The sequence below is a fragment of the Bacillus sp. AC266 genome, from assembly GCF_979253805.1.
In genome coordinates this window covers 565,520-589,648 of sequence record NZ_CEEDEC010000004.1, presented here as the reverse complement: position 1 = coordinate 589,648, position 24,129 = coordinate 565,520, and the positions used below count along the sequence as shown (strand labels likewise).

The following is a 24,129-nucleotide window of genomic DNA, read 5'->3' as shown; positions in this document are numbered from 1 at the left end:
GCATGTATTAGGCACGCCGCCAGCGTTCATCCTGAGCCAGGATCAAACTCTCCAATAAAGTTAGTTTGTCTAGCATCTAAAAATAAAAATTGACGTTTCACGTTGTTTGTTTCGTTTAGTTTTCAAAGTTCAACATCGCGTTTCAGCGACTTTCATAATATATCATAGTATATTATTTTCGTCAACAAGTTTTTTCCGATAACTTGTATCTCTCATTTGCTGACTTTTCCTATTATATACACTTTCCTATTGCTATGCAAGTATTATTATAAAAAAATAAGAGGGGGAGAAATCCCCACTCTTACTCTTCAGAAGAATCCTCTTCATTAGATTCTTCTTCTTCATCTTTTTGCGCTTTTGCTACTGTCGCTACCTCTTGCTCATCTTCTAATCGAATTAGACGAACACCTTGTGTATTACGTCCCATTTGAGAGATTTGATCAACCGGCATACGAATAATAACGCCTGCTGCTGTAATTAACATAATGTCTTCTTCGCCTGTTACAGACTTAACCGCTACTAACTTACCGTTTTTATCTGTAATATTACAAGTCTTCAGACCTTTACCACCACGACTTTGCAGACGGTATTCATCAATCGGTGTACGCTTTCCATAACCATTTTTGGTTACAATTAGAACATTTACATCCTCTTCGACAATTTCCATACCTACAACTTGATCTTCATCACCTAATGTAATTGCTTTTACACCAGCCGCATTACGTCCCATTGAACGCACATCTTGCTCATTGAAACGAATTAGCATACCGTTACTTGTCCCAACGATAATATCCTTATCACCAGATGTTAAGCGTACAGAGATTAATTCATCCTCTTCACGAAGAGAAATTGCAATTAAACCATTTGTACGTATATTGGCAAATGATGAAAGTGGTGTTCTCTTAGAGATACCTTGTTTCGTTGTAAAGAATAAGAACTGGTCGTCACCAAATTCACGAATTGGAATAATAGCGTTGATCCACTCACCCTTATCTACCCCTAATAGATTAATAATCGGTATACCTTTTGCTGTACGACTATACTCTGGAATTTCATATCCTTTTGTACGGTATACTTTACCCTTGTTTGTGAAGAATAAAATATGATCATGAGTAGACGTTGTTAATAAATGTTCGACAAAGTCATCATCATTCGTACCCATTCCTTGTACACCACGTCCCCCACGGTTCTGTGTTTTGTACGTAGAAGCCGGTAACCTCTTAATATAACCATTATGAGTAAGTGTAATTGCGATATTTTGTTCTGGGATTAAATCTTCATCCTCTATAGCTTCCATACCGCCAATTGTAATTTCTGTTCTTCTCTTATCATTAAAACGCTCTTTTACTTCAGCTAATTCCTCGCGAATAATTTCAAGAACTTTTTCTTCGTCTGCTAAAATTGCTTTTAACTCTGCAATTATCTTCATTAAATCTTGATATTCTTGTTCGATTTTTTCGCGTTCTAATCCAGTTAAACGTTGCAAACGCATATCTAAAATCGCCTGCGCTTGTTTCTCACTTAAGCCGAAACGTTCCATTAAACCTTGTTTTGCAATATCAGCTGTTTTTGAACTACGGATTAAAGTAATAACTTCATCAAGATGATCTAAGGCAATTCGTAAGCCTTCTAAAATATGAGCACGCGCTTCTGCTTTCTCTAATTCATAAGCAGTACGTCTACGAATCACTACCTTTTGATGCTCTAAATAATAATATAGATTTTGTTTTAAATTTAAGACTTGTGGCTCTCCATTTACAAGAGACAACATATTAATACCGAAGCTAGTTTGGAGTGCTGTATGTTTATATAGATTATTTAATAGTACATTGGCATTGGCATCACGACGTACTTCCATAACAATACGCATACCATTTCGATCTGATTCATCACGTAAATCTGTAATACCTTCAATTTTCTTATCACGAACTAGTTCTGCGATCTTTTCAATTAATCGCGCCTTATTAACTTGATAAGGTAGTTCTGTTACGATAATAGTTTGTTTACCATTTGCTTTCTCTTCAATTTCAACTTTAGCACGAAGTATAATAGAACCGCGACCTGTTTCGTAAGCTCTTCGAATTCCACTTCGCCCTAAGATTAAACCTGAAGTTGGGAAGTCTGGCCCAGGAATATATTCCATTAATTCCGCGATAGTGATATCAGGGTTATGACTTAATGCCAACACACCATCAATTACTTCTCCAAGTTGATGCGGTGGAATGTTTGTTGCCATACCAACCGCAATACCCGTCGTACCATTGACTAATAAGTTAGGGAAACGCGCTGGTAATACAACTGGCTCTCTTTCAGAACCATCGTAGTTATCTTGATAATCAATTGTATTCTTTGTAATATCGCGTATTAATTCCATAGAAATCTTAGACATTCTTGCTTCTGTATAACGCATTGCTGCCGCTGAATCTCCATCAACAGAACCGAAATTACCATGTCCATCAACAAGCATGTAACGTTGACTAAAATCTTGTGCCATACGTACCATTGTTTCATAAACAGCTGAATCACCGTGCGGGTGATACTTACCAATTACTTCGCCGACAATACGCGCCGACTTCTTATATGCTTTATCAGCTGTAATTCCTAAATCATTCATCGCATATAAAACCCTACGATGAACTGGTTTTAATCCATCACGAACATCTGGTAATGCACGAGACACGATAACACTCATTGCGTAATCTAAAAATGAGGTACGCATTTCATGACTAATATTAATTTCTCGAATTCGTGCTTGTTGTTGATTGTCTGACATCAACGAGCACCTCCTCTTACATTTCCGTTACACATACATTGATTTATATGTAGAAGACAGGAATACTTAGATTCCTGTCATTACTCACTTAAATATCAAGGTTTTTCACGTATTTTGCATTTTCTTGGATAAAGTTACGACGCGGCTCTACTTTATCACCCATCAAAATTTCAAATGTTTCATCCGCTTCAATTGCATCTTGAAGGGAAACTTGAAGTAACGAACGTACTTCTGGGTCCATTGTCGTCTCCCACAGCTGAGTTGGATTCATTTCCCCTAGACCTTTATAACGCTGAATCCCAGGCTTAGGTTGAGCTGGTAATTCAGCTAGTATTTTTTCAAGTTCTTTATTGTTATAAGCATATTGAATTTTTTTACCTTGTTGTACTTTAAACAACGGTGGCTGTGCGATATATATATATCCACACTCAATGATTTGACGCATATAACGATAGAAGAACGTTAATAATAGGGTACGAATATGTGCACCATCAACATCGGCATCTGTCATAATAATAACTTTATGATAGCGAGCTTTTTCAATAGCAAAATCCCCACCAATATTTGTACCAATTGCTGTAATAATTGTACGAACTTCATCATTTGATAAAATCTTATCTAAACGTGCCTTTTCAACGTTAATAATTTTACCCTTCAGTGGTAAAATCGCTTGAAAATGACGATCGCGTCCTTGTTTTGCAGATCCGCCCGCAGAGTCACCCTCCACGATGTAAATTTCGCTAATTGCTGGATCTTTAGAAGAACAATCAGCTAGCTTCCCTGGTAAACTTGAAACTTCTAGAGCACTCTTTCGGCGCGTTAGTTCACGAGCCTTTTTAGCCGCTACACGTGCACGTGCTGCCATAGTCCCTTTATCTATAATTTTACGTGCAACATTGGGATTTTCTAGTAAGAACTTTTCAAACGCCTCTGAGAATACAGACTCTGTAATCGTTCTCGCTTCACTATTTCCAAGTTTCGTCTTTGTTTGTCCTTCAAATTGTGGATTTGGATGCTTAATTGACACGATTGCTGTTAAGCCTTCACGAACATCTTCACCAGTTAAATTACTATCCGCATCTTTTAAAATATTATTTTTACGACCATAATCGTTAATTACACGTGTTAGAGCAGTCTTAAAACCTACCTCATGTGTACCGCCTTCATACGTATGAATATTATTTGTAAATGAATAAATATGATTTGTATAGCCTTCGTTATATTGAAGAGCAACCTCAACCTGAATCCCATCTTTTGAACCGTCAACATATACAGGTTCTTCATGAATCGGTTGTTTTGAACGATTTAAATGTTCAACATATGATTTAATTCCACCTTCATAATGGAATTCTTTCTTTTGCTTATGTTCACGCTTATCTTCAATTGTTAATTTAATATTACGATTTAAAAACGCCAACTCACGCATACGAGTCGCTAATGTATCAAATTCGTATTCTGTCGTCTCTGTAAAAATTTCTGAATCTGGCTTAAAGCGTGTGATCGTTCCTGTACGATCAGTTTCACCTATTACTTTTAAATCTGCAGCCGGGACCCCACGTTCATATTTTTGATAGTGTATTTTTCCATCTCGATGTACAAATACCTCTAATTCTGTTGATAAAGCATTTACAACAGATGCACCTACACCATGCAAACCACCAGAAACTTTATAACCACCACCGCCAAATTTACCACCGGCATGGAGTACCGTCATAATAACTTCTACAGCGGGACGTCCCATTTTTTCTTGTATACCAACAGGGATACCACGACCATCATCTGTTACAACAATACTATTATCTTCTTCAATACTGACATTAATTTCATCACAATATCCTGCTAAAGCTTCATCAATACTGTTATCAACAATTTCCCACACGAGGTGATGAAGACCTTTTCCACTTGTAGAACCGATATACATACCAGGACGCTTTCGAACTGCCTCCAGTCCTTCTAACACCTGAATCTGACTTTCATCATATGCATTTTCCTGCATTTGCTTTTGTTCCATTGACACAAAGATCACCTACTTTTCCATTTAAACAGAAATTATTTTCTGTCTATTTCACAATCTACCGTGCCGTTCGTTACATGAATTGTTTTCGCTTCTTTCAATGTTTCGTGTTCAATTCCCTCGACACTCGTCGTTGTCACAAAGGTTTGTACTTTTCCTTGAATTGTATTTAGCAGATGCGATTGACGATAATCATCTAATTCTGATAACACATCATCTAGTAAAAGAATTGGATATTCCTTAACCTCTGAGTATATCAATTCAATTTCAGCCAATTTTAGGGATAGTGCGGTTGTTCGTTGTTGTCCTTGTGAACCAAAGACTTGAACATTTTTACTATTAACGAAGAATTGTAAATCATCACGATGAGGACCAAGTAAAGTTGTACCCCGAAAAATTTCACGTTGTTTCACAGATTGAAAACTTTCATAGTATACTTCTTTTATTTTCGACAAATCCATTGATTCTGATACATCTACACTTGGTTTATAAACGATTTCTAACTCCTCTAATCCCCTGCTAATTCCGCGATGAATTGGAGCAGCCCATTCTTGTAGTAAATGCAAAAACTCAAAACGTTTTCGCAAAATTTTTGCACCATGCTCAATAAGTTGAAGTGTAAATACATCCAACATCGTTTCCTCATTTTTACTATTCCCTTGCATCTTCTTAAGTAAATGATTTCGTTGCGTGAGTACCTTTTGATATTGACTTAATTCATACAAATAGACCGGAGCTATTTGTCCAAGTTCCATATCCAAAAAGCGTCTTCGTACTTGAGGGCTTCCTTTTACAAGATTTAAATCTTCTGGGGCAAACATAACAACATTCATTTCACCAATATACTGGCTCAATTTTTGTTGTTCTAACTGATTTAACTTTGCCTTTTTACCTTTTTTTGAAATGTTTAATTCTAAGGATATTGAACTATTTCGCCTTTGTAATCTACCTTTTATATTACCATAATCCTCATCCCAACGAATGAGTTCACGATCGTTCGAAGTTCTATGAGATTTCGCCATCGCCAATACATAAATAGCTTCCATCAGATTCGTTTTCCCTTGCGCATTTTCACCAATAATTACATTGACTTTATCCTCAAAGGAAAGCTCTAAATGCTCATAATTGCGATAGTTTTTTAATTGTATTTCTGTAATAAACAAAGGGATCCCCCTTTATGCCTGAACTTGGAAAGTTCCGCTTCCCGGAATTTCAACAATATCATTTGCATATAACTTTCGGCCTCTTCTATTTTCAAGTTCTTGATTCACGTATACTTCATATTCTTGTAAGAACCATTTCACAGCGCCACCTGTATCAATTACATCAGCTAACTTTAAAAATTGTCCTAGTGTAATGTATTCTGTTGAAATCTTAATAAGTTTCATAAAATCGCTCACTTTCTGAAAGTGTTCATTCTTTCATTGTACTAAATAAACTAGCATTAGGAAAGTAATACCCCACAAATCAAATAAGGGTCACTAGTACCTTTACACTAGCAACCCTTAATCCTTACTTAGTAAGTACGGACTGGTAAAATTAATTGGATAATGGAATCATCATTTACTGTGCGAATTAAAAACGGTCTCATCGCTCCAGTAAAACTAACTTTAATTTCTGTACTATCTAAAGCCTTTAATGCGTCCATCATATATTTTGCACTAAAAGATATTTTTAATTCTTCTCCATCTACATTTTCACATTGAACCTCTTCTACTACTTTTCCGATTTCTGGTGCATTCGAGGAAATCTCTAACATCTGTTGTTCTAATGTCGATAATTTAACAACGTTGTTACGACCATCTCTTGCTAACAGCGACGCACGATCAATCGCTTGTAAAAATTCCTTTGTATTTACAAATATATCAGTTTTACTTTCAGCTGGAATTAAACGCGTTGTATCTGGATAATTTCCTTCTAATAATCTTGAGAAGAATAATAAATGTTTTGTACGGAATAATACTTGATACTCCGTAATAACGATATCTACCATTTCTTCAGATTCATCTAGAATTTTACTTAATTCACTTAAGCTCTTACCAGGAATAACGACATTCGCTTGAAATTCATCGGCAATATTATACCCTTCGATTTTTGCTTTGCGAAGTGCCAGTCTGTGACTATCTGTTGCAATACAAGTTAGCTCGCTGTTATATACCTTCCAGTTTACACCTGTCAAGATCGGTCTTGTTTCAGAACTTGAAACTGCAAATACTGTTTGACGAATCATGTGCTTTAGTAAATCTGTTGGAATCTTAAATACATGATGTTCTTCGATTTGTGGTAATAACGGATATTCAGCAGCATCTAAACCATTTAAGTTGAACTCTGATTTTCCAGATTTTATTTTTGTCATAAAATGATTTTCCACAGAAATTTCGACAGTTTCTTTAGGTAATTTTTTTACGATCTCACTAAAATATTTTGCTTGTAAAATAATACTTCCTGATTGTTTAATTTCCACAATTTCTTTTCCAGCATCTTCGACTGGGATAAATGATTCGATAGAGATGTCTGCATCACTACCTGTTAAAGTAACACCTTCTTCAGTTGCTACAACTTTAATCCCTGTAAGAATTGGAATTGTTGTACGAGAAGAAACTGCCTTCATTACATCTTGTACACTTCTTACAAGATAGTCTTTTTGTATTGTAAAACGCATAACGAAAAACCTCCGGTAAGTATAAGATTTTATTTATTTAATAAAGATAAAAAAGTAGTAGTAATAGTAATAGGGCTTGTGGATATGTGGATAACCCTGTTTAAAGATGTAAAAACAGTCTATCTACATGTGGATAGACTGTGCGTAAAACAAGCTAAGTTATTCACACTATTCAGCTACTACTATTTTAAAATATCCTTAACTTCTTCAACGTGTTTTTGTAATTGAGTATCCGTTTTTAATAGCTTCGAAATTTTTTCGTGAGCATGGATTACTGTTGTATGATCGCGGCCACCAAATTCTTCACCTATTTTTGGCAAAGATGAGTCCGTAAGTTCACGTGATAAATACATCGCAATTTGGCGAGGGAATGCAACGGATTTTGTCCGTTTTTTTGCTTTGAAATCTTCTAATTTTACTTGATAGACGCCCCCAACAGCCTTTTGAATATCAGAAATAGAAATAATTCTAGGTATAGAGTTTGGAATAATATTTTTAAGCGCTTCAGCCGCTAAATCAGCATTCATATCTTTATTAATTAAAGATGAATAAGCTACAACTCGAATAAGTGCACCCTCTAGTTCACGAATATTTGAATCGATTTGATTTGCGATATAAAGCATAACTTCATTTGGTATATCAAGACCTTCTGCTTTTGCTTTTTTACGTAAAATTGCGATTCTAGTTTCTAAATCTGGTGGCGTAATGTCCGTAATTAACCCCCATTCAAAGCGAGAACGAAGGCGATCTTCTAAAGTTGGGATTTCTTTTGGTGGTCTATCGCTTGAAATCACAATTTGTTTACTTTCTTCATGTAACGCATTAAATGTATGGAAAAACTCTTCCTGTGTTTGTTCTTTTCCAGCAAGAAATTGAATATCATCTATCAATAAGACATCTACATTACGATATTTATTACGAAAATCGACAGCTTTATTATCACGAATTGAATTAATAAATTCATTTGTAAATTTTTCAGATGATAAATATACAACTTTTGCATTTGGGTTGTGTTCAATTACATAATGCCCAATTGCGTGCATTAAATGTGTTTTTCCAAGTCCAACGCCCCCGTAAATAAAGAGCGGATTATAGGCTTTAGCTGGTGCTTCAGCTACAGCTAAAGAAGCAGCATGTGCAAAACGATTACCAGAGCCAATAACAAATGTATCAAATGTATATTTTGGGTTTAACATACTCTGTGGTAAGTGATTAGACTCATCATGTGCGTGTTTTTGCTTAACAGAAGGGAGATCTATATCCTCTTCTGCCTGACTTTGGGGAATGATAAAACGAATAGCTAGTTTTGCCCCTGTTAAATCATAAAGTGTTTCGGAGATTAGTTCCGAATAATGAGATTCTAGCCAGTCACGAGCGAATTCATTTGGAGCTGTAATAGTTAATACATCTTTTTTTAAGTTATGAGCAGTTGTTGATTTTAACCAGGTTTCATAACTTGGCTTGCTTACCTTTTTTTCTAATTCTTTTAAGGCACTATTCCATAAATCAGAGATATTTTCCAAAGGTGTCCCTCCTTTACAAAGATGGTAAAAGAATAAGGTTGCGCAACAATTGTACAACCTGTAAATATTTCTAGTGCATATTTATACGAAACGTATTTTAAAATATAAAAACGTCGTTAGTATCCGAGATAGAGTTTTCGACAAAATAACACATGTGGACAACTATTTACTCACATGTGATTTAAACTATCCACATGTTATACACAAATTGTGGATAAAATAAAGGTGTGGAAAACTTATTCAAAGTGAAAACACAACTATAATATCAAAAAAAAGCAGCTATAGCAATGAATTTAAGAAAGTTATCCACAAAATCAATACCTTGTGGAATAAACTTGTCCACAACACGATATACTGTGTAAAAGTAAAAAAAGAGTTTGTGGATACAAAAAAGAGAAAATATATTTATCCACAAGGAAATATAGGTACTGTGAAAAAGTTTGTGAATAGGTTAAAAATGAATATTTGATGAAAATTTCGAGAACCATTGACATTTTCCTATTTGATTTACTATAATTTATTAGACTGTCTTTAACAGATATTCCTCAGGGAGGTGTCATATAATGAAAAGAACTTACCAACCAAATAAACGTAAGCGCAGCAAAGTACATGGTTTCCGCAGCCGTATGAGCACAGCAAACGGACGTAAAGTGCTAGCAGCTCGTCGTCGTAAAGGAAGAAAAGTATTATCTGCGTAGACCACTGAACGTTCAGTGGTCTTTTTTTCTAATAATAATGAGTTTCCGCTGATGAAATACAGGAGTGTCAAATGATATGAAGAAAAAAAATCGTATAAAAAAGAATGATGAATTCCAGGCTGTTTTCCAAAAAGGACAATCGAATGCCAATCGCCAGTTTGTTGTATACAAATTAGATAAAGAAAAACAGCCGCATTTTCGCATTGGTCTTTCTGTTAGTAAGAAAATAGGAAATGCAGTAGTGCGTAATCGAATTAAGCGTATGATTCGCCAATCGATTATAGAATTAAAAGATGAGATAGATTCTGGAAAAGATTTTGTTATAATAGCAAGGAAGCCTTGTGCAGAGATGACATATGAAGAGTTAAAGAAAAGCTTAATTCATGTCTTTAAACGCTCTGGTATGAAAAGAATAAAAAAGTAGCGTAAGGAAATGAATTACACTATATACATACCGAAACAAGGAGGAGCAGGCTTTGAAAAAGAAAATAGGTTTATTAGCCATGGTTATTATGCTAATGGCAATTGCTACTGGCTGTAGTGAAACAAATCAACCGATTACACCGAAAAGCACTGGGATTTGGAATGAATATTTCGTATACCCGCTTTCTCAGTTAATCACGTATTTTGCAGAATTATTTGATAGTAATTACGGTTTAGCAATCGTTGTTACAACTCTTATCATTCGTTTTGCATTATTACCATTAATGATTAAACAAACGAAGAGTACGAAAGCAATGCAGGCGTTACAACCAGAAATGGTGAAATTAAAAGAGAAATATAGTTCTAAAGATCAAGCAACACAGCAAAAACTACAACAAGAAATGATGCAGTTATATCAAAAGAATGGTGTAAACCCATTAGCAGGATGTTTACCAATATTTGTTCAGATGCCTATTTTATTCGCGTTTTATCATGCGATTATGAGAACAACAGCAATTAGTGAACATACATTTTTATGGTTCGATTTAGGACAGGCGGATCCGTTCTATATCCTTCCAATTGTTGCAGCTATTACGACGTTTATTCAGCAAAAGCTTGCAATGGCAGGAACGGCTGGACAAAATCCGCAAATGGCAATGATGATTTGGCTTATGCCAATTATGATTTTAGTCTTTGCAATTAACTTCCCAGCAGCACTATCATTGTACTGGGTAGTTGGTAATATCTTTGGTATCGCTCAAATGTATATGATCAAAGGGCCTGACATTAAGGCTAGTAAGGCAGGAGGATCAAGCAAGTGAGTATGATTACTGCTAAAGGACAAACAGTCGAGCTGGCAGTACAAGATGCTTTAAGACAATTAAATGCTTCGAAAGATCGAGTAGATATAAATATTATCGATGAGGGTAAGAGGGGGTTCCTAGGTTTATTTGGGAATCGCCCCGCTGTTGTAGAAGTTGTATTGAAAAAAGATCCAATCCAAGAATGTGAAGAATATTTAAAAAATGTTATTCAAAATATGGGTGTGGAAGTTGAGATTAGAAAAATTGTAAAAGGACGCGAAGTTGAATTTACAATTTCTGGTGAAAATATTGGTGTTTTAATTGGTAAAAGAGGGAATACGTTGAATTCTTTACAGTATTTAACAAAGCTTGTTGCGAACCGTAATACAAAGCAATATATTGGTATTACACTGGATGCTGAAAACTATCGTAGTAAAAGAAAAAATACGTTAGAATCTCTTTCCTATCGATTAGCAAAACAAGTAGTGAGTACGAAAAAAAGAGTTGTTCTAGAACCAATGCCTTCTTTCGAACGAAAAATTATTCACCAAGCATTATCTAATCATCAAAATATCATTACAACTTCTGAAGGAAAAGAACCACATCGGTATGTTGTAATATCTTCCAAGTGACCGGTTACTCAATTGAGTGCCGGTTTTTTTGAGGAGAAAATAAATGTGGATAACTAAAAAACACTAAACTTATCCACTGTGAATAAGTTTAGTGTTTTTTACATAAGGACATAATAAAATGAGTTATTATTCTTTTGTAGATAGGTTCGTTATGGTATCCTAATAATTTAGTGACGGAAAAAATTCATGTTGAAATAGAGATAAATAAGCAAGTGAGGTGAAAGGACATGGAATTTGATACAATTGCCGCAATTTCCACAGCACTTGGGGAAGGTGCAATTGCCATTGTTCGAGTAAGTGGGGATGATGCGATTGAGAAAGTCGATCGTATTTTTAAAGGGAAGGATTTAACACAGGTTTCTTCTCATACAATTCATTATGGTCATATTGTCGATTTAGATACAAATCAAGTTATTGAAGAAGTTATGGTGTCCATTATGCGTGCACCAAGGACTTTTACGCGTGAAAATATAGTAGAAATTAACTGTCATGGTGGACTTGTTTCGGTAAATAAAGTATTACAGCTTATTTTAGCGCAAGGAGTACGACTGGCAGAGCCTGGTGAATTTACAAAACGTGCTTTTTTAAATGGACGTATTGATTTGTCACAAGCAGAAGCTGTTATGGACTTAATCCGTGCGAAAACAGATCGTGCTATGAATGTAGCGATTAACCAAATGGAAGGACGATTATCTAAATTAATCGGCCATCTGCGTCAAGAAATATTAGAAACATTAGCTCATATTGAAGTGAATATAGATTACCCAGAATATGATGATGTAGAAGAGATGACGCATAATATTTTAATTGAGAAAGCTACACATGTCCGTGCTGAAATTGCAAAGATATTAGAAACATCGAAGCAAGGAAAGATTTTACGTGAAGGCATTTCTACCGCGATTATCGGTAGACCTAACGTTGGGAAATCATCGCTATTAAATAGTCTTGTTCAGGAGAAAAAGGCAATTGTAACTGATATTGCAGGAACAACTCGTGATGTTATTGAAGAGTACGTTAATGTGCGTGGTGTACCACTTAAACTTATAGATACAGCCGGAATTCGTGAAACGGAAGATATTGTTGAACGAATTGGTGTAGAGCGTTCGAAGGAAATGATGAGCCAAGCAGACTTAGTGTTAATTGTAGTGAATTATAGCGAGGCTTTAACAAATGAAGATGAGGATCTATTCCGTGCCGTACAAGGAAAAGATTTCATTGTTATTGTAAATAAGACAGATTTACCGCAAGAAATTGATATGGAACGTGTTACAGATTTAGCGGTAGGAAATCGTGTTATTACAACATCTTTAATTGAGGAGCAAGGAATAGATGAGCTTGAAAAGGCGATAGCTGATTTATTCTTTGAAGGAACAATTGATTCTGCGGATATGACATACGTGTCTAATGCGAGACATATCGGATTATTAACACAAGCAGGAAGAACAATTAACGATGCAATTGAAGCGATAGAAAATGGTGTTCCGATTGATATGGTTCAAATTGATTTAACAAGAGCGTGGGAAATACTTGGTGAAATTACTGGTGATACTGTCCATGAAAGTTTAATTGACCAATTGTTCTCTCAATTTTGTTTAGGAAAATAAAGTAAAACTTTAATCAGAGATGATTTAGTAAGATAGAGGTTATTAGGAGGAATAAACAATGGGATACAATGCCGGTTCATATGATGTCATAGTAATCGGTGCAGGTCATGCAGGATGTGAAGCTGGTCTTGCGGCAGCACGAATGGGCTCAAAAACATTAATGTTAACAATTAACTTAGATATGGTAGCGTTCATGCCATGTAACCCTTCTGTTGGTGGACCAGCAAAAGGGATTGTTGTTCGTGAAATTGATGCATTAGGCGGAGAAATGGGACGCAATATTGATAAAACACATATTCAAATGCGTATGTTAAATACGGGTAAAGGACCAGCTGTACGCGCGCTTCGTGCACAAGCTGATAAATTCTCTTACCAGCATGAATTAAAGAAAACAATTGAAGAAACACCAAACTTAACGTTGTTTCAAGGTCTGGTAGAGCGTTTAATTATTGAAGATGGTGTATGTAAAGGGGTAATTACGCAAGCTGGTGCTGAATACACAGCGAAAACAGTTGTAATTACAACGGGAACATTTTTACGTGGTGAGATTATTATGGGCGATTTAAAATATTCAAGTGGTCCAAATAATCAGCAACCATCTATTACATTATCTGAACACTTAGAGGAACTTGGTTTTGATCTTGTTAGATTTAAAACAGGTACACCTCCGCGTGTAAACAGTAATACGATTGATTATAGTAAAACAGAAATTCAACCAGGTGATGATAAGCCACGTGCTTTCTCTTTTGAAACGACAAAATTTATTATGGATCAAATTCCATGTTGGTTAACGTATACAAGTACAGAAACACATCGTTTAATAGATGAAAACTTACATCGCTCAGCTATGTATTCTGGTATGATTAAAGGAACAGGGCCTAGATATTGCCCTTCAATTGAAGACAAGGTAGTAAGATTTAATGATAAACCACGTCATCAAATTTTCTTAGAGCCAGAAGGACGTAATACACAAGAAGTATATGTACAAGGCTTATCGACGAGCTTACCAGAAGATGTACAGCGTGCAATGCTTAGAACAATTCCTGGCCTGGAAAATGTTGAAATGATGCGTACGGGTTATGCAATTGAATATGATGCGATCGTACCAACTCAACTATGGCCAACACTTGAAACGAAAAAAATTAAAAATTTATATACAGCAGGACAAATTAACGGAACTTCTGGTTACGAAGAAGCAGCAGGACAAGGGCTTATGGCTGGGATTAATGCAGCGTGTCGTTCTTTAGGTAAAAAAGAAGTTATTTTAGGTCGTGCTGATGCTTATATTGGTGTTTTAATTGATGACCTTGTAACGAAAGGTACAAATGAACCATATCGTTTATTAACGTCTCGTGCAGAATATCGCCTATTATTACGCCATGATAATGCTGACCTTCGTTTAACTGAAGTTGGTCGTGAAATTGGCTTAATTAAAGAAGATCGCTATGAGCGATTTACAAATAAAAAGTTACAAATTGAACAGGAGAAGGAACGGTTAGAGAGTATTTTTATTAAACCGCGTCCTGAAGTTCAAGAATTAATTCGTAGTATTGGCGGAAGTGAATTGAAAGATGGAATACGTGCAAGTGACTTATTACGTCGTCCAGAGGTGACATATGAGCATATTCATCTTTTAGTACCAAGTGAAGTAGCATTAAGTGATGAAATTACGGAACAAGTTGAAATTCAGACCAAGTACGAAGGATATATCGAGAAATCTTTACAGCAAGTAGAACGTATGAAGAAAATGGAAAACAAAAAAATTCCTGTGGATATTGATTATGATGCGATTTCTAGCCTTGCCTCAGAAGCAAGACAGAAATTGAAAGATGTTCGTCCGCTTTCAATGGGGCAAGCTTCACGTATTTCTGGTGTAAATCCAGCTGATGTTTCAATTTTGCTTATTTACATTGAACAAGGAAAAATTGCACGAGTATCGAACCAATAACATAGTAAGGAGATATTGCTAGATGAACATAGAACAATTTCAATCTATGCTAGAAGAGAAGGGTATTTCCCTCTCTTCTAGACAGTTAGAGCAGTTCGGAATCTATTTTGAAACATTAGTAGAGTGGAATGAAAAAATGAACTTAACGGCTATTACGGAGAAAGAAGAAGTATACTTAAAACACTTTTTTGATTCTGTTACAGCGGCTTTTTATTATGATTTTTCGAAACCATTTTCTATTTGTGATGTTGGAGCAGGAGCTGGATTCCCAAGTATCCCTTTAAAAATCTGTTTCCCGCACTTAAAAGTAACAATTGTAGATTCATTACAAAAACGTATTAATTTCTTAAATCACTTAGCGCAAAAGTTAGAATTAAGTGATGTTGCATTTTGTCATGATCGTGCTGAAACATTTGGAAAAAAAGAAGGTGTACGTGAAGCATACGATATCGTAATGGCACGTGCAGTTGCACGTCTTTCTGTATTAAGTGAGCTATGTTTACCACTTGTAAAAGTAGGGGGAACATTCATTGCAATGAAAGGTGCAGCGGCGAACGAAGAAATCGAAAATGGCAAATATGCTTTAGAGGTACTTGGCGGAGAATTGAAAGAAATGTCTACGTTCCAATTACCGTTTGAAGAAAGCGAGCGTAATATTTTATTAATCGAGAAAAAGCGCAAGACACCAAAGAAATATCCACGCAAACCGGGAACGCCCAATAAATTACCTATTGAAAAATAAATCTTATTAGACGTAAGATTAAATTATATAAATGAAAACGTAAATGTTTCATAGGAAACATTTTATGTAGAACAGTCAATAGGCCTAAAAGGTGGTGGAATATGTATGAAAAATACGTTTTCTCGTTTATTTGGCTTTGGAGATAAAGAGAGCGAATTCGAATTACAAGACGAAAGCCATGAAGAAATAGCTAAAAAGGTATATGAAGAAATACAGGAAATTCCGATAGTAAACATTACCCCTAACCGTTATCAACCACGAACAGTTTTTGACGATGCACGTATTGAGGAGCTAGCATTAACGATTCGTACGCATGGGCTTATCCAGCCGATTGTTGTGAGACAGTATGAGGATGATAAGTACGAGATTATTGCCGGGGAAAGGCGTTTCCGCGCAGCAACAAAGTTAGGGTGGGAAAAAGTTCCTGCAATAATAAAGAATTTAAATGATACTGAGACAGCTTCTGTAGCGTTAATTGAAAATTTGCAACGTGAGGAATTAACAGCAATTGAGGAAGCTGTGGCATATCAAAAGCTGATTGAGTTACATAATTTAACACAAGAAGCATTGGCACAACGACTTGGAAAAGGACAATCGACAGTCGCAAATAAATTGCGATTATTAAAATTGCCTGAAGAAATCAAAAGTGCATTATTAGAAAAAAGTATTACAGAACGGCATGCTCGCGCCCTTATTCCTTTGAAGAATGAGGAATTACAACTGAAGGTTTTACAAGAGATTGTGGAGAAGCAATTGAATGTAAAGCAAACAGAAGAACGAATTGCAAAGTTATTAGAAGAAGTAAAACCAAAGCGCAAAGCGAAGCAAAAAGCAGTAAGTCGAGATGCGAGAATTGCTATGAACACGATTAGACAATCATTACAAATGGTTGCTAATAGTGGTTTGAATGTTAATTCTGCGGAAGAAGAGTTTGATGAATACTATCAAATTACGATTAAAATTCCGAAGAAAAAATAATTACGTGCTAGAGACCTTATCCTATTGGAGAGGTCTCTTTTACTATATTTTCTTGTTAAAGCAAGAAGGAGTTTAGAAATAAATTTTGAAGTTTAATAAGGACGTAAAAGAAAAACTTTTATTTCATGTTACAATAAACGTAATTGTTTCTAGAATAAGAAAGAAAGGTTGAAAGTAGGTGACATCATGGGAAAAATCATTGCTATTGCTAATCAAAAAGGCGGTGTTGGAAAAACAACAACATCCGTTAATTTAGGGGCTGGATTGGCACAAGTAGGAAAAAAAGTCCTTCTCGTAGATATTGATGCTCAAGGAAATGCAACGACTGGTGTAGGGATTGAAAAGTCTGAATTAGATCAATGTATTTATAATGTTCTTGTAGAAGATGCAGATGTTCAAGGTGCCATACGGAAAACCGCAACTGAAAACTTAGATGTTCTACCCGCTACAATTCAATTGGCTGGTGCTGAAATTGAATTGGTACCAACCATTTCCCGGGAAGTACGCTTGCAAAGAGCGTTACAGCCGATTCGTGATGAATATGAGTATATTATTATTGACTGTCCCCCATCCTTAGGGTTATTAACGATTAATGCATTAACAGCAGCAGATTCTGTTATTATTCCTGTACAGTGTGAATATTACGCGCTGGAAGGGTTAAGTCAGCTATTAAATACAGTTCGACTTGTGCAAAAGCATTTAAATAAAAATTTAGCAATTCAAGGTGTATTGTTAACGATGTTGGATGCTCGTACAAATTTAGGAATTCAAGTTATAGATGAAGTGAAAAAATACTTTAGAGATAAAGTATATCGTTCGATTATTCCTCGTAATGTTCGCTTAAGTGAGGCACCAAGTCATGGGAAACCAATTATGCAGTATGACGCTAAATCAAGAGGAGCAGAAGTATATTTAGATTTAGCAGAGGAAGTGATTGCAGGTGGCTAAGGGATTAGGAAGAGGAATCAACGTGTTTTTTCCAGATTTAGATGTGAAAGAAGAAGAAACAATTCAGGAGATTATAGTAACTGAATTAAGGCCGAATCCATATCAACCACGTAAATATTTCAATAAAGAAGCGATTCAGGAATTAGCGGCTTCTATTAAAGAGCACGGTATATTGCAACCTTTAATTGCTCGAAAGAGTATTAAAGGATATGAAATAGTTGCAGGTGAAAGAAGATATCGTGCTGCTAAAGAGGCCGGACTTGAGAAAGTGCCTGCTGTCGTAAGGCAATTAAATGAGCAGCAAATGATGGAATTTGCTTTGCTTGAAAACTTACAACGAGAAGATTTAAATCCTATGGAAGAGGCAATGGCATATCAGATGTTAATGAACGAGCTAAATGTAACACAAGAACAATTAGCAAAACGTCTTGGTAAAAGCAGGCCTTATATCGCAAATTATACTCGTTTGTTAAGCCTCCCTTCATTCGTTCAAGATATGATTGCAAACGGTCAACTTTCAATGGCTCATGGAAGAACTTTACTTACAATAAAAGATGAAGAACAGTTGAAATCTTTATTGAAGCGAATTGAAAAAGAAGGACTGAACGTTCGCCAATTGGAACAAATTGTCCAGGAAATTAATCAACGTGTTTCACGTGAAACACAACAAGTGAAAAAAGAAAGAAATATATTTTTTGTAGAGCGCGAAACGTTTTTAAGAGAAAAGTTTGGTACGGATGTAAAAATTAAAGAAACGAAAAAAGAAAAAGGTAAAATCGAAATCGAATTTTTTAATAAAGAAGATTTAAATCGAATTTTAGAATTATTATCAAAGGGAAATTAAAAAGCAAACCATCTTATTGTTTATAGATGGTTTGCTTTTTTTAATGCAGATAATTTTTGATCGGTTTCTTTTATACTTTGTGCAATTACATCGGCCATCTTCATAACTAAACTTAGTCTTGTATTTTGAAGTACGAAAAACTCCATGAAACCATTTAAATTTACGATGCCATGAATATGCAAGTCACCAATTTCAGGTAATTTCTTATTCATCGCAGCTCCAGGTTTACTGGGGCCCTTTCCGGTAGTTATAGAACCGATACTTTGAGATTTTCCTAAACATGCATCAACAGCAATAATAAATGAAGTAGGGTTTTCTTTCTGTATATTCTGAATTTTTTCCTCTAGATTTAGTGCATGTATTGGTTCGTCTAGTGTGCCGAATACTTGAAGGTTTTTGATTTCAATTTGTTCTAGTTTAGTACCAACTAATGGACCAAGTGCATCACCGGTGGAACGGTCTGTTCCGATACAAACGAGAATGAGTGGCATATTAGTCTTAATGGGAATATGGGAAAGTAAGAAATTACTGATTGTCTCAGAGGCTTCTAAGTCATGATGCATAACATTTTGAGTTTCTTTTTCAAAAAAAGGTAAGCGAAAACTTCTAATATTCATGAAGCACCCATCCTTTTAATAAATTTTCACAATATGTTATATGGTGTGTGAAATGGAAAATTATAAGTGCATACTTTCTACAAACTGTGAATGAAAATGGAAATAATAGTACTAGTATATATATATTCGTTTCATTTTATACCTGAATGGAAGTTAACAAATGGAATTAAAGTCATAAATTTTTTTCAGAAATCAGAGAGAGTTCTGATACAATAATAAGGATAACTAAAAAGAAATTTTAGCTAGAGAGGTAGAGGGACATGGATTTAGCGTTGAAATGGTTTGAGTCCATTGATTGGACGAATATAGGTGTGAAGTCACTAAAAATAATCGTTATTTTAATACTTGGTGCAATCGTTGTGCGAGTTGCAAGGGCAATTGTACGAAATGCGTTTCGTATGGGAAGCCGTTCGCCGATTCAAATTTCAGAACGTCGTACAGTTACGGTAGCGAAGTTGCTTGAAAATATTGTGGCATACGTTGTTATGTTCATTATGTTAATTGCGATTTTAGGTGTGTTTGATATTAATGCATCAGGTCTATTAGCCGGTGCTGGGGTAATTGGTTTAGCAGTCGGTTTTGGTGCACAAAGTTTAGTTAAAGATGTTATTACAGGATTATTTATTTTGTTAGAGGATCAATTTTCAGTAGGTGATTATGTAAGAATAGGGCAATTTGAAGGAACTGTTTTGGAAATTGGACTACGTACAACGAAGATGAAAAGCTGGACAGGTGAAATTCATATAATACCAAATGGTAGTATTGTACAAGTAACGAACTTTTCCGTTAGTAATAGTGTAGCATTTGTTGATGTATCTATTTCTTATGAAAGTGATATAGTACGAGCGGAGCAAGTTATTGAAGATTTATTAGTAGAATTACCAGGAAAATATGAGAAAATGGTAACAACACCTCAATTGCTAGGTGTTCAAACATTGGCAGCGTCTGAAGTTGTATTACGTGTTATTGCTGAAGTTGAGCCGATGCAGCATGCAGTTATTGCGAGGGCTCTTCGCAAAGAGATTAAAAATCGTCTTGATTTACATGGGATTGAAATTCCATACCCACGTATGGTTTTATATAGTCGCGAAGAATTAGTTAGTGAAAAAGCAATTTAATAGTGGGAGGGATTTAGAGAATGGAGCAAAAGCAATATAACTTGTACGATGTTGTGGAAATGAAGAAAGCCCATCCATGTGGTGAAAATCGCTGGAAGATTATTCGTATGGGAATGGATATCCGCGTTAAGTGCGAGGGGTGTGACCATTCGGTAATGATTCCTCGAAGAGAGTTTGATCGCAAGGTAAAAAAAATACTTGTGAAGCACGAAGAATAGTGAAAAAGCAACGGCTGCAGTAGACAGCCGTTGCTTTTTTTCATTTGGTGGAAACTTGTCATTTTTTTCGTTACTATCTATAATGATGAAAGATTGAGACATAGGAGTGAAAAATATGGGATTAACGGCTGGGATTGTTGGATTACCTAACGTAGGTAAGTCCACTTTATTTAATGCAATTACACAAGCAGGAGCAGAATCTGCGAACTATCCATTCTGTACAATCGATCCAAACGTAGGGATTGTAGAAGTACCAGATGAGCGTTTAAATAAATTAACGGAATTAGTAGAACCGAAAAAAACTGTTCCGACTGTATTTGAATTTACTGATATTGCAGGTATCGTAAAAGGTGCGAGTAAAGGTGAAGGGTTAGGAAATAAATTCTTATCTCACATTCGTCAAGTAGATGCAATTTGCCAAGTTGTTCGTTGTTTTGAAGATGAAAATATTACGCACGTTTCAGGAAAAGTAGATCCAATTGATGACATTGAAACAATTAACTTAGAACTAATCTTAGCGGATTTGGAATCTGTTGATAAGCGTATCGAACGAGTTGCGAAGTTAGCAAGACAAAAAGATAAAGAAGCTGTATATGAGCATGAAATTTTAGTTCGTTTAAAAGAAGCTTTTGAAGAGGGAAAACCAGCTCGTACTGTTGAATTTACAGAAGAGCAAATGAAGATTGTTAAAGGCCTTCATTTACTTACAACGAAAGAAATGCTATATGTAGCAAACGTAAGTGAAGATGATATTATGGATCCTTCTGACAATAAATATGTACAAATGGTAAAAGAATTTGCAGCAAATGAAAATTCTCAAGTAATCGTTGTATGTGCAAAAATCGAAGAAGAAATCGCTGAGCTAGACGAGGAAGAGAAAAAAGTATTCCTTGAAGAACTAGGCATTGAAGAATCTGGTTTAGATCAATTAATTCGTGCTGCATATGATTTATTAGGACTTGCTACTTACTTCACAGCTGGTGTGCAAGAAGTACGTGCATGGACGTTTAAACAAGGTATGAAGGCACCACAATGTGCTGGCGTAATTCATACAGACTTTGAGCGTGGATTTATTCGCGCGGAAACAGTTTCTTATGATGATTTAATGACAAACGGTTCTATGACAGCTGCAAAAGAAGCTGGAAAAGTACGTTTAGAAGGAAAAGAGTATATCGTAAAAGACGGAGATGTTATGCACTTCCGCTTCAACGTTTAATTTAATATTTCCTAGGAAAAATAAAGATATGAGCTTGGCAAATATATTATGTGTTTGCCAAGTTTTTTACGTATTGGTGAGTTGATTCATATAACTTACTATGATATAATCTAAACTCGTGAGTAATTACTATAAATTAATTGCTCCTTGCCCATTATGGGCCGTTTAGACCAAAAGGAGGTGAAAGTGTAATGAGAAAGTACGAAATTATGTACATCATTCGTCCTGGCGTTGAAGAAGAAGCTCAAAAAGCTTTAGTTGAACGTTTTGCAGGTGTTTTAACAAACAATGGTGCAGAAATCATTAACACGAAAGAGTGGGGTAAGCGTCGTTTAGCTTACGAAATCAACGACTTACGTGAAGGTTTCTACATGATCTTAAACGTGAACTCTAACTCAGAGGCGATTAACGAATTCGACCGTTTAGCTAAGATCAACGAAGATATCCTTCGTCATATCGTTGTTAAAGAAGAAGAAAAATAATTGATATATAAGGGAGAGTGGTTCGATTGATGAATCGTGTTATCCTCGTTGGTCGTTTAACTAAGGACCCTGACTTACGTTACACGCCCAATGGTGTTGCAGTAGCTACTTTTACGTTAGCTGTGAATCGCGCATTTGCGAATCAACAAGGTGAGCGTGAAGCTGACTTTATTAATTGTGTAATATGGCGTAAACAAGCAGAAAACGTGGCAAATTATTTGAAAAAAGGTAGCTTAGCAGGCGTAGACGGACGTCTTCAAACTCGTAATTACGATGGACAAGATGGTAAACGTGTATATGTAACAGAAGTTCTTGCGGAGAGCGTACAATTTTTAGAGCCGCGTAATGGCGGTGGGGAGCAACGTGGTTCATTCAATCAGCAACCATCAGGAGCTGGTTTCGGTAACCAAAGCTCTAACCCATTTGGTCAATCTAGTAATTCAGGTAACCAAGGTAATCAAGGTAACTCTGGATTTACGAAGAATGACGATCCATTTTCGAATGTTGGTCAACCGATTGACATTTCGGACGACGATTTACCATTTTAATGGTGTGAATCGGCTATTTTTAACAAAGAATGGAGGGAATAGACATGGCAGGACGCAAAGGTGGACGTGCGAAGCGTCGTAAGGTGTGTTTCTTCACATCTAACGGCATCACTCGCATTGACTATAAAGATGTTGATTTATTAAAACGTTTCGTTTCTGAGCGCGGTAAAATTTTACCTCGTCGTGTAACAGGAACAAGCGCGAAATACCAACGCAAACTTACAGTTGCAATTAAACGTGCTCGTCAAATGGCACTTTTACCATATGTTGGTGAATAATAGCGTATGAAATGCACAGTAGAGTCGGACTCTACTGTGCATTTTGCTATGCTTTTCTTTTTTTGAAAGAGAGGTTAGATGATGAAGAATACGAAATTTATTACTGAGGGTGCAGCACTGTTAGCGATATATGCAATGTTATTGCTTATATCTATGTATGTTCCAATTTTAGGTACAGTTGTAACGTTTGCGTTGCCATTGCCATTTATATTGCTAACGATAAGATATAGATTATCTAACGCCTTTATAGTTTTTACTGCGGCGCTTTTTATTACTGTTATTGTCAGTCAGCCGATGAACCTAGTAAAGACAACTATGTTTGGATTGATAGGTATCGTTTTAGGATATATGTATAAAAAACGAAAAAAGCCGGTAGAAACTTTAATGGCGGGGACGCTTGTGTACTTAATTGGTATTATGCTCATTTATGTTGCGAGTATAAAGTTTTTTAACATAGATTTAATGAAGCAAATGCAAAATATGTTTAATGAAAGTATGGCGCAAAGTGAAAAGATAGTTACTGCTGCGAGTATGCCTATTAGTAAAGAGCAAAAAGAATTATTTACACAATTTAATGATGTGTTACAAACGTTATTCCCAAGTTTGCTTGTAATGGTTTCTGTATGTTTTTCTTGGATTACAGTTATGATATCAGGTAGTGTTTTGAGAAAACTAAAGCATGACGTTATACCTTGGCCTAAATTTAAAGATATACAATTACCAAAGAGTATTGTTTGGTATTACGTTATATTTATTTTGCTATCAACTTTTATAAAAGTAGAACCGACATCATATTTACATATGGTATTTTCTAATTTATATGTCATATTTGCTTTACTACTAGTACTGCAAGGTCTGACATTTATCGCTTTTATAGCGCATAGCAAAGGTTTTACGAAAGGTGTTCCTATTATTAGTTTTATTGTCTGCATGTTTATTCCGATGATGTTTCCTCTTGTAACAATCTTAGGTATAATTGATTTAGGGATTTCATTGCGTTCTAAAATAGGGGAATAAAATAATATTCCTTACACTATTTTAATTTGTTTAACTAACTGGA

24 protein-coding genes are annotated in these 24,129 nt (G+C 35.6%); 17 read left to right on the top strand and 7 right to left on the bottom strand.

The window, feature by feature from the left end; genetic code table 11:
* Positions 1–301 precede the first annotated feature (301 nt).
* From gyrA to dnaA, 6 genes are all read right to left on the bottom strand, one after another.
* Entirely contained in the window at positions 302–2,773 is a 2,472-nt protein-coding gene (gene gyrA, locus AC0IXC_RS19925; protein ID WP_002016488.1) for a DNA gyrase subunit A, read from the bottom strand.
* A gap of 88 nt (positions 2,774–2,861) precedes the next feature.
* Positions 2,862–4,784: a DNA topoisomerase (ATP-hydrolyzing) subunit B gene (gyrB, locus tag AC0IXC_RS19920; protein ID WP_002034986.1), complete on the bottom strand. Its 1,923-nt coding sequence runs from the start codon at positions 4,782–4,784 to the stop codon at positions 2,862–2,864.
* 38 nt (positions 4,785–4,822) lie between these two features.
* Complete coding sequence (recF, locus tag AC0IXC_RS19915; protein WP_002034987.1) at positions 4,823–5,950, bottom strand: DNA replication/repair protein RecF; 1,128 nt, start codon at positions 5,948–5,950, stop codon at positions 4,823–4,825.
* A gap of 12 nt (positions 5,951–5,962) precedes the next feature.
* The gene (gene yaaA / locus AC0IXC_RS19910) at positions 5,963–6,175 is read right to left on the bottom strand and encodes a S4 domain-containing protein YaaA (protein WP_002016484.1); all 213 of its coding nucleotides are present in this window, start codon (positions 6,173–6,175) and stop codon (positions 5,963–5,965) included.
* Between the two features lie 128 nt (positions 6,176–6,303).
* Positions 6,304–7,449: a DNA polymerase III subunit beta gene (gene dnaN / locus AC0IXC_RS19905; RefSeq protein WP_002016482.1), complete on the bottom strand. Its 1,146-nt coding sequence runs from the start codon at positions 7,447–7,449 to the stop codon at positions 6,304–6,306.
* 182 nt (positions 7,450–7,631) lie between these two features.
* A complete protein-coding gene (gene dnaA / locus AC0IXC_RS19900) occupies positions 7,632–8,972 on the bottom strand; it encodes a chromosomal replication initiator protein DnaA (RefSeq protein ID WP_002016481.1) in 1,341 nt (446 codons plus the stop codon).
* 563 nt (positions 8,973–9,535) lie between these two features.
* On the opposite strand from dnaA, the gene rpmH reads away from it, so the two are divergent.
* The 10 genes from rpmH (at position 9,536) to spo0J (ending at position 18,592) form a co-directional block, all read left to right on the top strand.
* Entirely contained in the window at positions 9,536–9,670 is a 135-nt protein-coding gene (gene rpmH, locus AC0IXC_RS19895) for a 50S ribosomal protein L34 (RefSeq protein ID WP_000831901.1), read from the top strand.
* Positions 9,671–9,746: 76 nt separating this feature from the next.
* Positions 9,747–10,094, top strand: a complete 348-nt coding sequence (rnpA, locus tag AC0IXC_RS19890) for a ribonuclease P protein component (protein WP_002089963.1) — start codon at positions 9,747–9,749, stop codon at positions 10,092–10,094.
* 52 nt (positions 10,095–10,146) lie between these two features.
* On the top strand, positions 10,147–10,914 hold the full coding sequence (gene spoIIIJ / locus AC0IXC_RS19885; RefSeq protein WP_088040531.1) for a YidC family membrane integrase SpoIIIJ: 768 nt from the start codon (positions 10,147–10,149) through the stop codon (positions 10,912–10,914).
* A complete protein-coding gene (gene jag / locus AC0IXC_RS19880) occupies positions 10,911–11,528 on the top strand; it encodes an RNA-binding cell elongation regulator Jag/EloR (protein WP_002166368.1) in 618 nt (205 codons plus the stop codon). The genes spoIIIJ and jag overlap by 4 nt, the downstream gene beginning before the upstream one ends.
* A 227-nt stretch (positions 11,529–11,755) precedes the next feature.
* Complete coding sequence (gene mnmE, locus AC0IXC_RS19875) at positions 11,756–13,132, top strand: tRNA uridine-5-carboxymethylaminomethyl(34) synthesis GTPase MnmE (protein WP_002034990.1); 1,377 nt, start codon at positions 11,756–11,758, stop codon at positions 13,130–13,132.
* A 58-nt stretch (positions 13,133–13,190) separates the two neighbouring features.
* Positions 13,191–15,080 carry a tRNA uridine-5-carboxymethylaminomethyl(34) synthesis enzyme MnmG gene (gene mnmG, locus AC0IXC_RS19870; protein ID WP_002016474.1) on the top strand — a complete coding sequence of 630 codons (1,890 nt, stop codon included), beginning with the start codon at positions 13,191–13,193 and terminating at the stop codon, positions 15,078–15,080.
* Between the two features lie 22 nt (positions 15,081–15,102).
* Entirely contained in the window at positions 15,103–15,822 is a 720-nt protein-coding gene (rsmG, locus tag AC0IXC_RS19865; RefSeq protein ID WP_002016472.1) for a 16S rRNA (guanine(527)-N(7))-methyltransferase RsmG, read from the top strand.
* Between the two features lie 105 nt (positions 15,823–15,927).
* Positions 15,928–16,800, top strand: coding sequence for a nucleoid occlusion protein (gene noc, locus AC0IXC_RS19860; protein WP_002016471.1), 873 nt, complete (start codon positions 15,928–15,930; stop codon positions 16,798–16,800).
* Positions 16,801–16,986: 186 nt separating this feature from the next.
* Positions 16,987–17,748, top strand: a complete 762-nt coding sequence (gene soj, locus AC0IXC_RS19855; protein ID WP_002016469.1) for a sporulation initiation inhibitor protein Soj — start codon at positions 16,987–16,989, stop codon at positions 17,746–17,748.
* Positions 17,741–18,592, top strand: a complete 852-nt coding sequence (gene spo0J, locus AC0IXC_RS19850) for a stage 0 sporulation protein Spo0J (RefSeq protein ID WP_170935246.1) — start codon at positions 17,741–17,743, stop codon at positions 18,590–18,592. Before soj ends, spo0J begins: the two co-directional genes overlap by 8 nt.
* Positions 18,593–18,612: 20 nt before the next feature.
* Here spo0J and yyaC read toward each other — a convergent pair whose 3' ends face one another.
* On the bottom strand, positions 18,613–19,209 hold the full coding sequence (yyaC, locus tag AC0IXC_RS19845) for a spore protease YyaC (RefSeq protein WP_002089953.1): 597 nt from the start codon (positions 19,207–19,209) through the stop codon (positions 18,613–18,615).
* Positions 19,210–19,469: 260 nt separating this feature from the next.
* Between yyaC and AC0IXC_RS19840 the strand changes: the two genes are divergently transcribed.
* From AC0IXC_RS19840 to AC0IXC_RS19810, 7 genes are all read left to right on the top strand, one after another.
* Positions 19,470–20,327: a mechanosensitive ion channel family protein gene (locus AC0IXC_RS19840; protein WP_002016466.1), complete on the top strand. Its 858-nt coding sequence runs from the start codon at positions 19,470–19,472 to the stop codon at positions 20,325–20,327.
* A gap of 20 nt (positions 20,328–20,347) precedes the next feature.
* Positions 20,348–20,545, top strand: a complete 198-nt coding sequence (locus AC0IXC_RS19835; protein ID WP_000436054.1) for a DUF951 domain-containing protein — start codon at positions 20,348–20,350, stop codon at positions 20,543–20,545.
* A 115-nt stretch (positions 20,546–20,660) separates the two neighbouring features.
* Positions 20,661–21,761 (top strand): redox-regulated ATPase YchF, encoded by a 1,101-nt coding sequence (gene ychF, locus AC0IXC_RS19830; RefSeq protein WP_002089951.1) that lies wholly within the window; start codon positions 20,661–20,663, stop codon positions 21,759–21,761.
* A gap of 191 nt (positions 21,762–21,952) precedes the next feature.
* Positions 21,953–22,243: a 30S ribosomal protein S6 gene (gene rpsF / locus AC0IXC_RS19825; protein WP_001233782.1), complete on the top strand. Its 291-nt coding sequence runs from the start codon at positions 21,953–21,955 to the stop codon at positions 22,241–22,243.
* 26 nt (positions 22,244–22,269) lie between these two features.
* Complete coding sequence (ssb, locus tag AC0IXC_RS19820; protein ID WP_000981963.1) at positions 22,270–22,791, top strand: single-stranded DNA-binding protein; 522 nt, start codon at positions 22,270–22,272, stop codon at positions 22,789–22,791.
* Positions 22,792–22,835: 44 nt separating this feature from the next.
* Entirely contained in the window at positions 22,836–23,069 is a 234-nt protein-coding gene (gene rpsR / locus AC0IXC_RS19815; RefSeq protein ID WP_000918874.1) for a 30S ribosomal protein S18, read from the top strand.
* A gap of 81 nt (positions 23,070–23,150) precedes the next feature.
* Positions 23,151–24,086 (top strand): YybS family protein, encoded by a 936-nt coding sequence (locus AC0IXC_RS19810; RefSeq protein ID WP_215590547.1) that lies wholly within the window; start codon positions 23,151–23,153, stop codon positions 24,084–24,086.
* Positions 24,087–24,129: the final 43 nt, after the last annotated feature.

Coding starts and splice junctions, on each gene's coding strand:
- AC0IXC_RS19810 (WP_215590547.1), top strand. CDS start 23,151: ATGAAGAATACGAAATTTATTACTGAGGGTGCAGCACTGTTAGCGATA.
- rsmG (WP_002016472.1), top strand. CDS start 15,103: ATGAACATAGAACAATTTCAATCTATGCTAGAAGAGAAGGGTATTTCC.
- AC0IXC_RS19835 (WP_000436054.1), top strand. CDS start 20,348: ATGGAGCAAAAGCAATATAACTTGTACGATGTTGTGGAAATGAAGAAA.
- rpsF (WP_001233782.1), top strand. CDS start 21,953: ATGAGAAAGTACGAAATTATGTACATCATTCGTCCTGGCGTTGAAGAA.
- yyaC (WP_002089953.1), bottom strand. CDS start 19,209: ATGAATATTAGAAGTTTTCGCTTACCTTTTTTTGAAAAAGAAACTCAA.
- noc (WP_002016471.1), top strand. CDS start 15,928: ATGAAAAATACGTTTTCTCGTTTATTTGGCTTTGGAGATAAAGAGAGC.
- soj (WP_002016469.1), top strand. CDS start 16,987: ATGGGAAAAATCATTGCTATTGCTAATCAAAAAGGCGGTGTTGGAAAA.
- AC0IXC_RS19840 (WP_002016466.1), top strand. CDS start 19,470: ATGGATTTAGCGTTGAAATGGTTTGAGTCCATTGATTGGACGAATATA.
- ychF (WP_002089951.1), top strand. CDS start 20,661: ATGGGATTAACGGCTGGGATTGTTGGATTACCTAACGTAGGTAAGTCC.
- yaaA (WP_002016484.1), bottom strand. CDS start 6,175: ATGAAACTTATTAAGATTTCAACAGAATACATTACACTAGGACAATTT.
- dnaN (WP_002016482.1), bottom strand. CDS start 7,449: ATGCGTTTTACAATACAAAAAGACTATCTTGTAAGAAGTGTACAAGAT.
- rpsR (WP_000918874.1), top strand. CDS start 22,836: ATGGCAGGACGCAAAGGTGGACGTGCGAAGCGTCGTAAGGTGTGTTTC.
- rpmH (WP_000831901.1), top strand. CDS start 9,536: ATGAAAAGAACTTACCAACCAAATAAACGTAAGCGCAGCAAAGTACAT.
- mnmE (WP_002034990.1), top strand. CDS start 11,756: ATGGAATTTGATACAATTGCCGCAATTTCCACAGCACTTGGGGAAGGT.
- mnmG (WP_002016474.1), top strand. CDS start 13,191: ATGGGATACAATGCCGGTTCATATGATGTCATAGTAATCGGTGCAGGT.
- gyrA (WP_002016488.1), bottom strand. CDS start 2,773: ATGTCAGACAATCAACAACAAGCACGAATTCGAGAAATTAATATTAGT.
- gyrB (WP_002034986.1), bottom strand. CDS start 4,784: ATGGAACAAAAGCAAATGCAGGAAAATGCATATGATGAAAGTCAGATT.
- rnpA (WP_002089963.1), top strand. CDS start 9,747: ATGAAGAAAAAAAATCGTATAAAAAAGAATGATGAATTCCAGGCTGTT.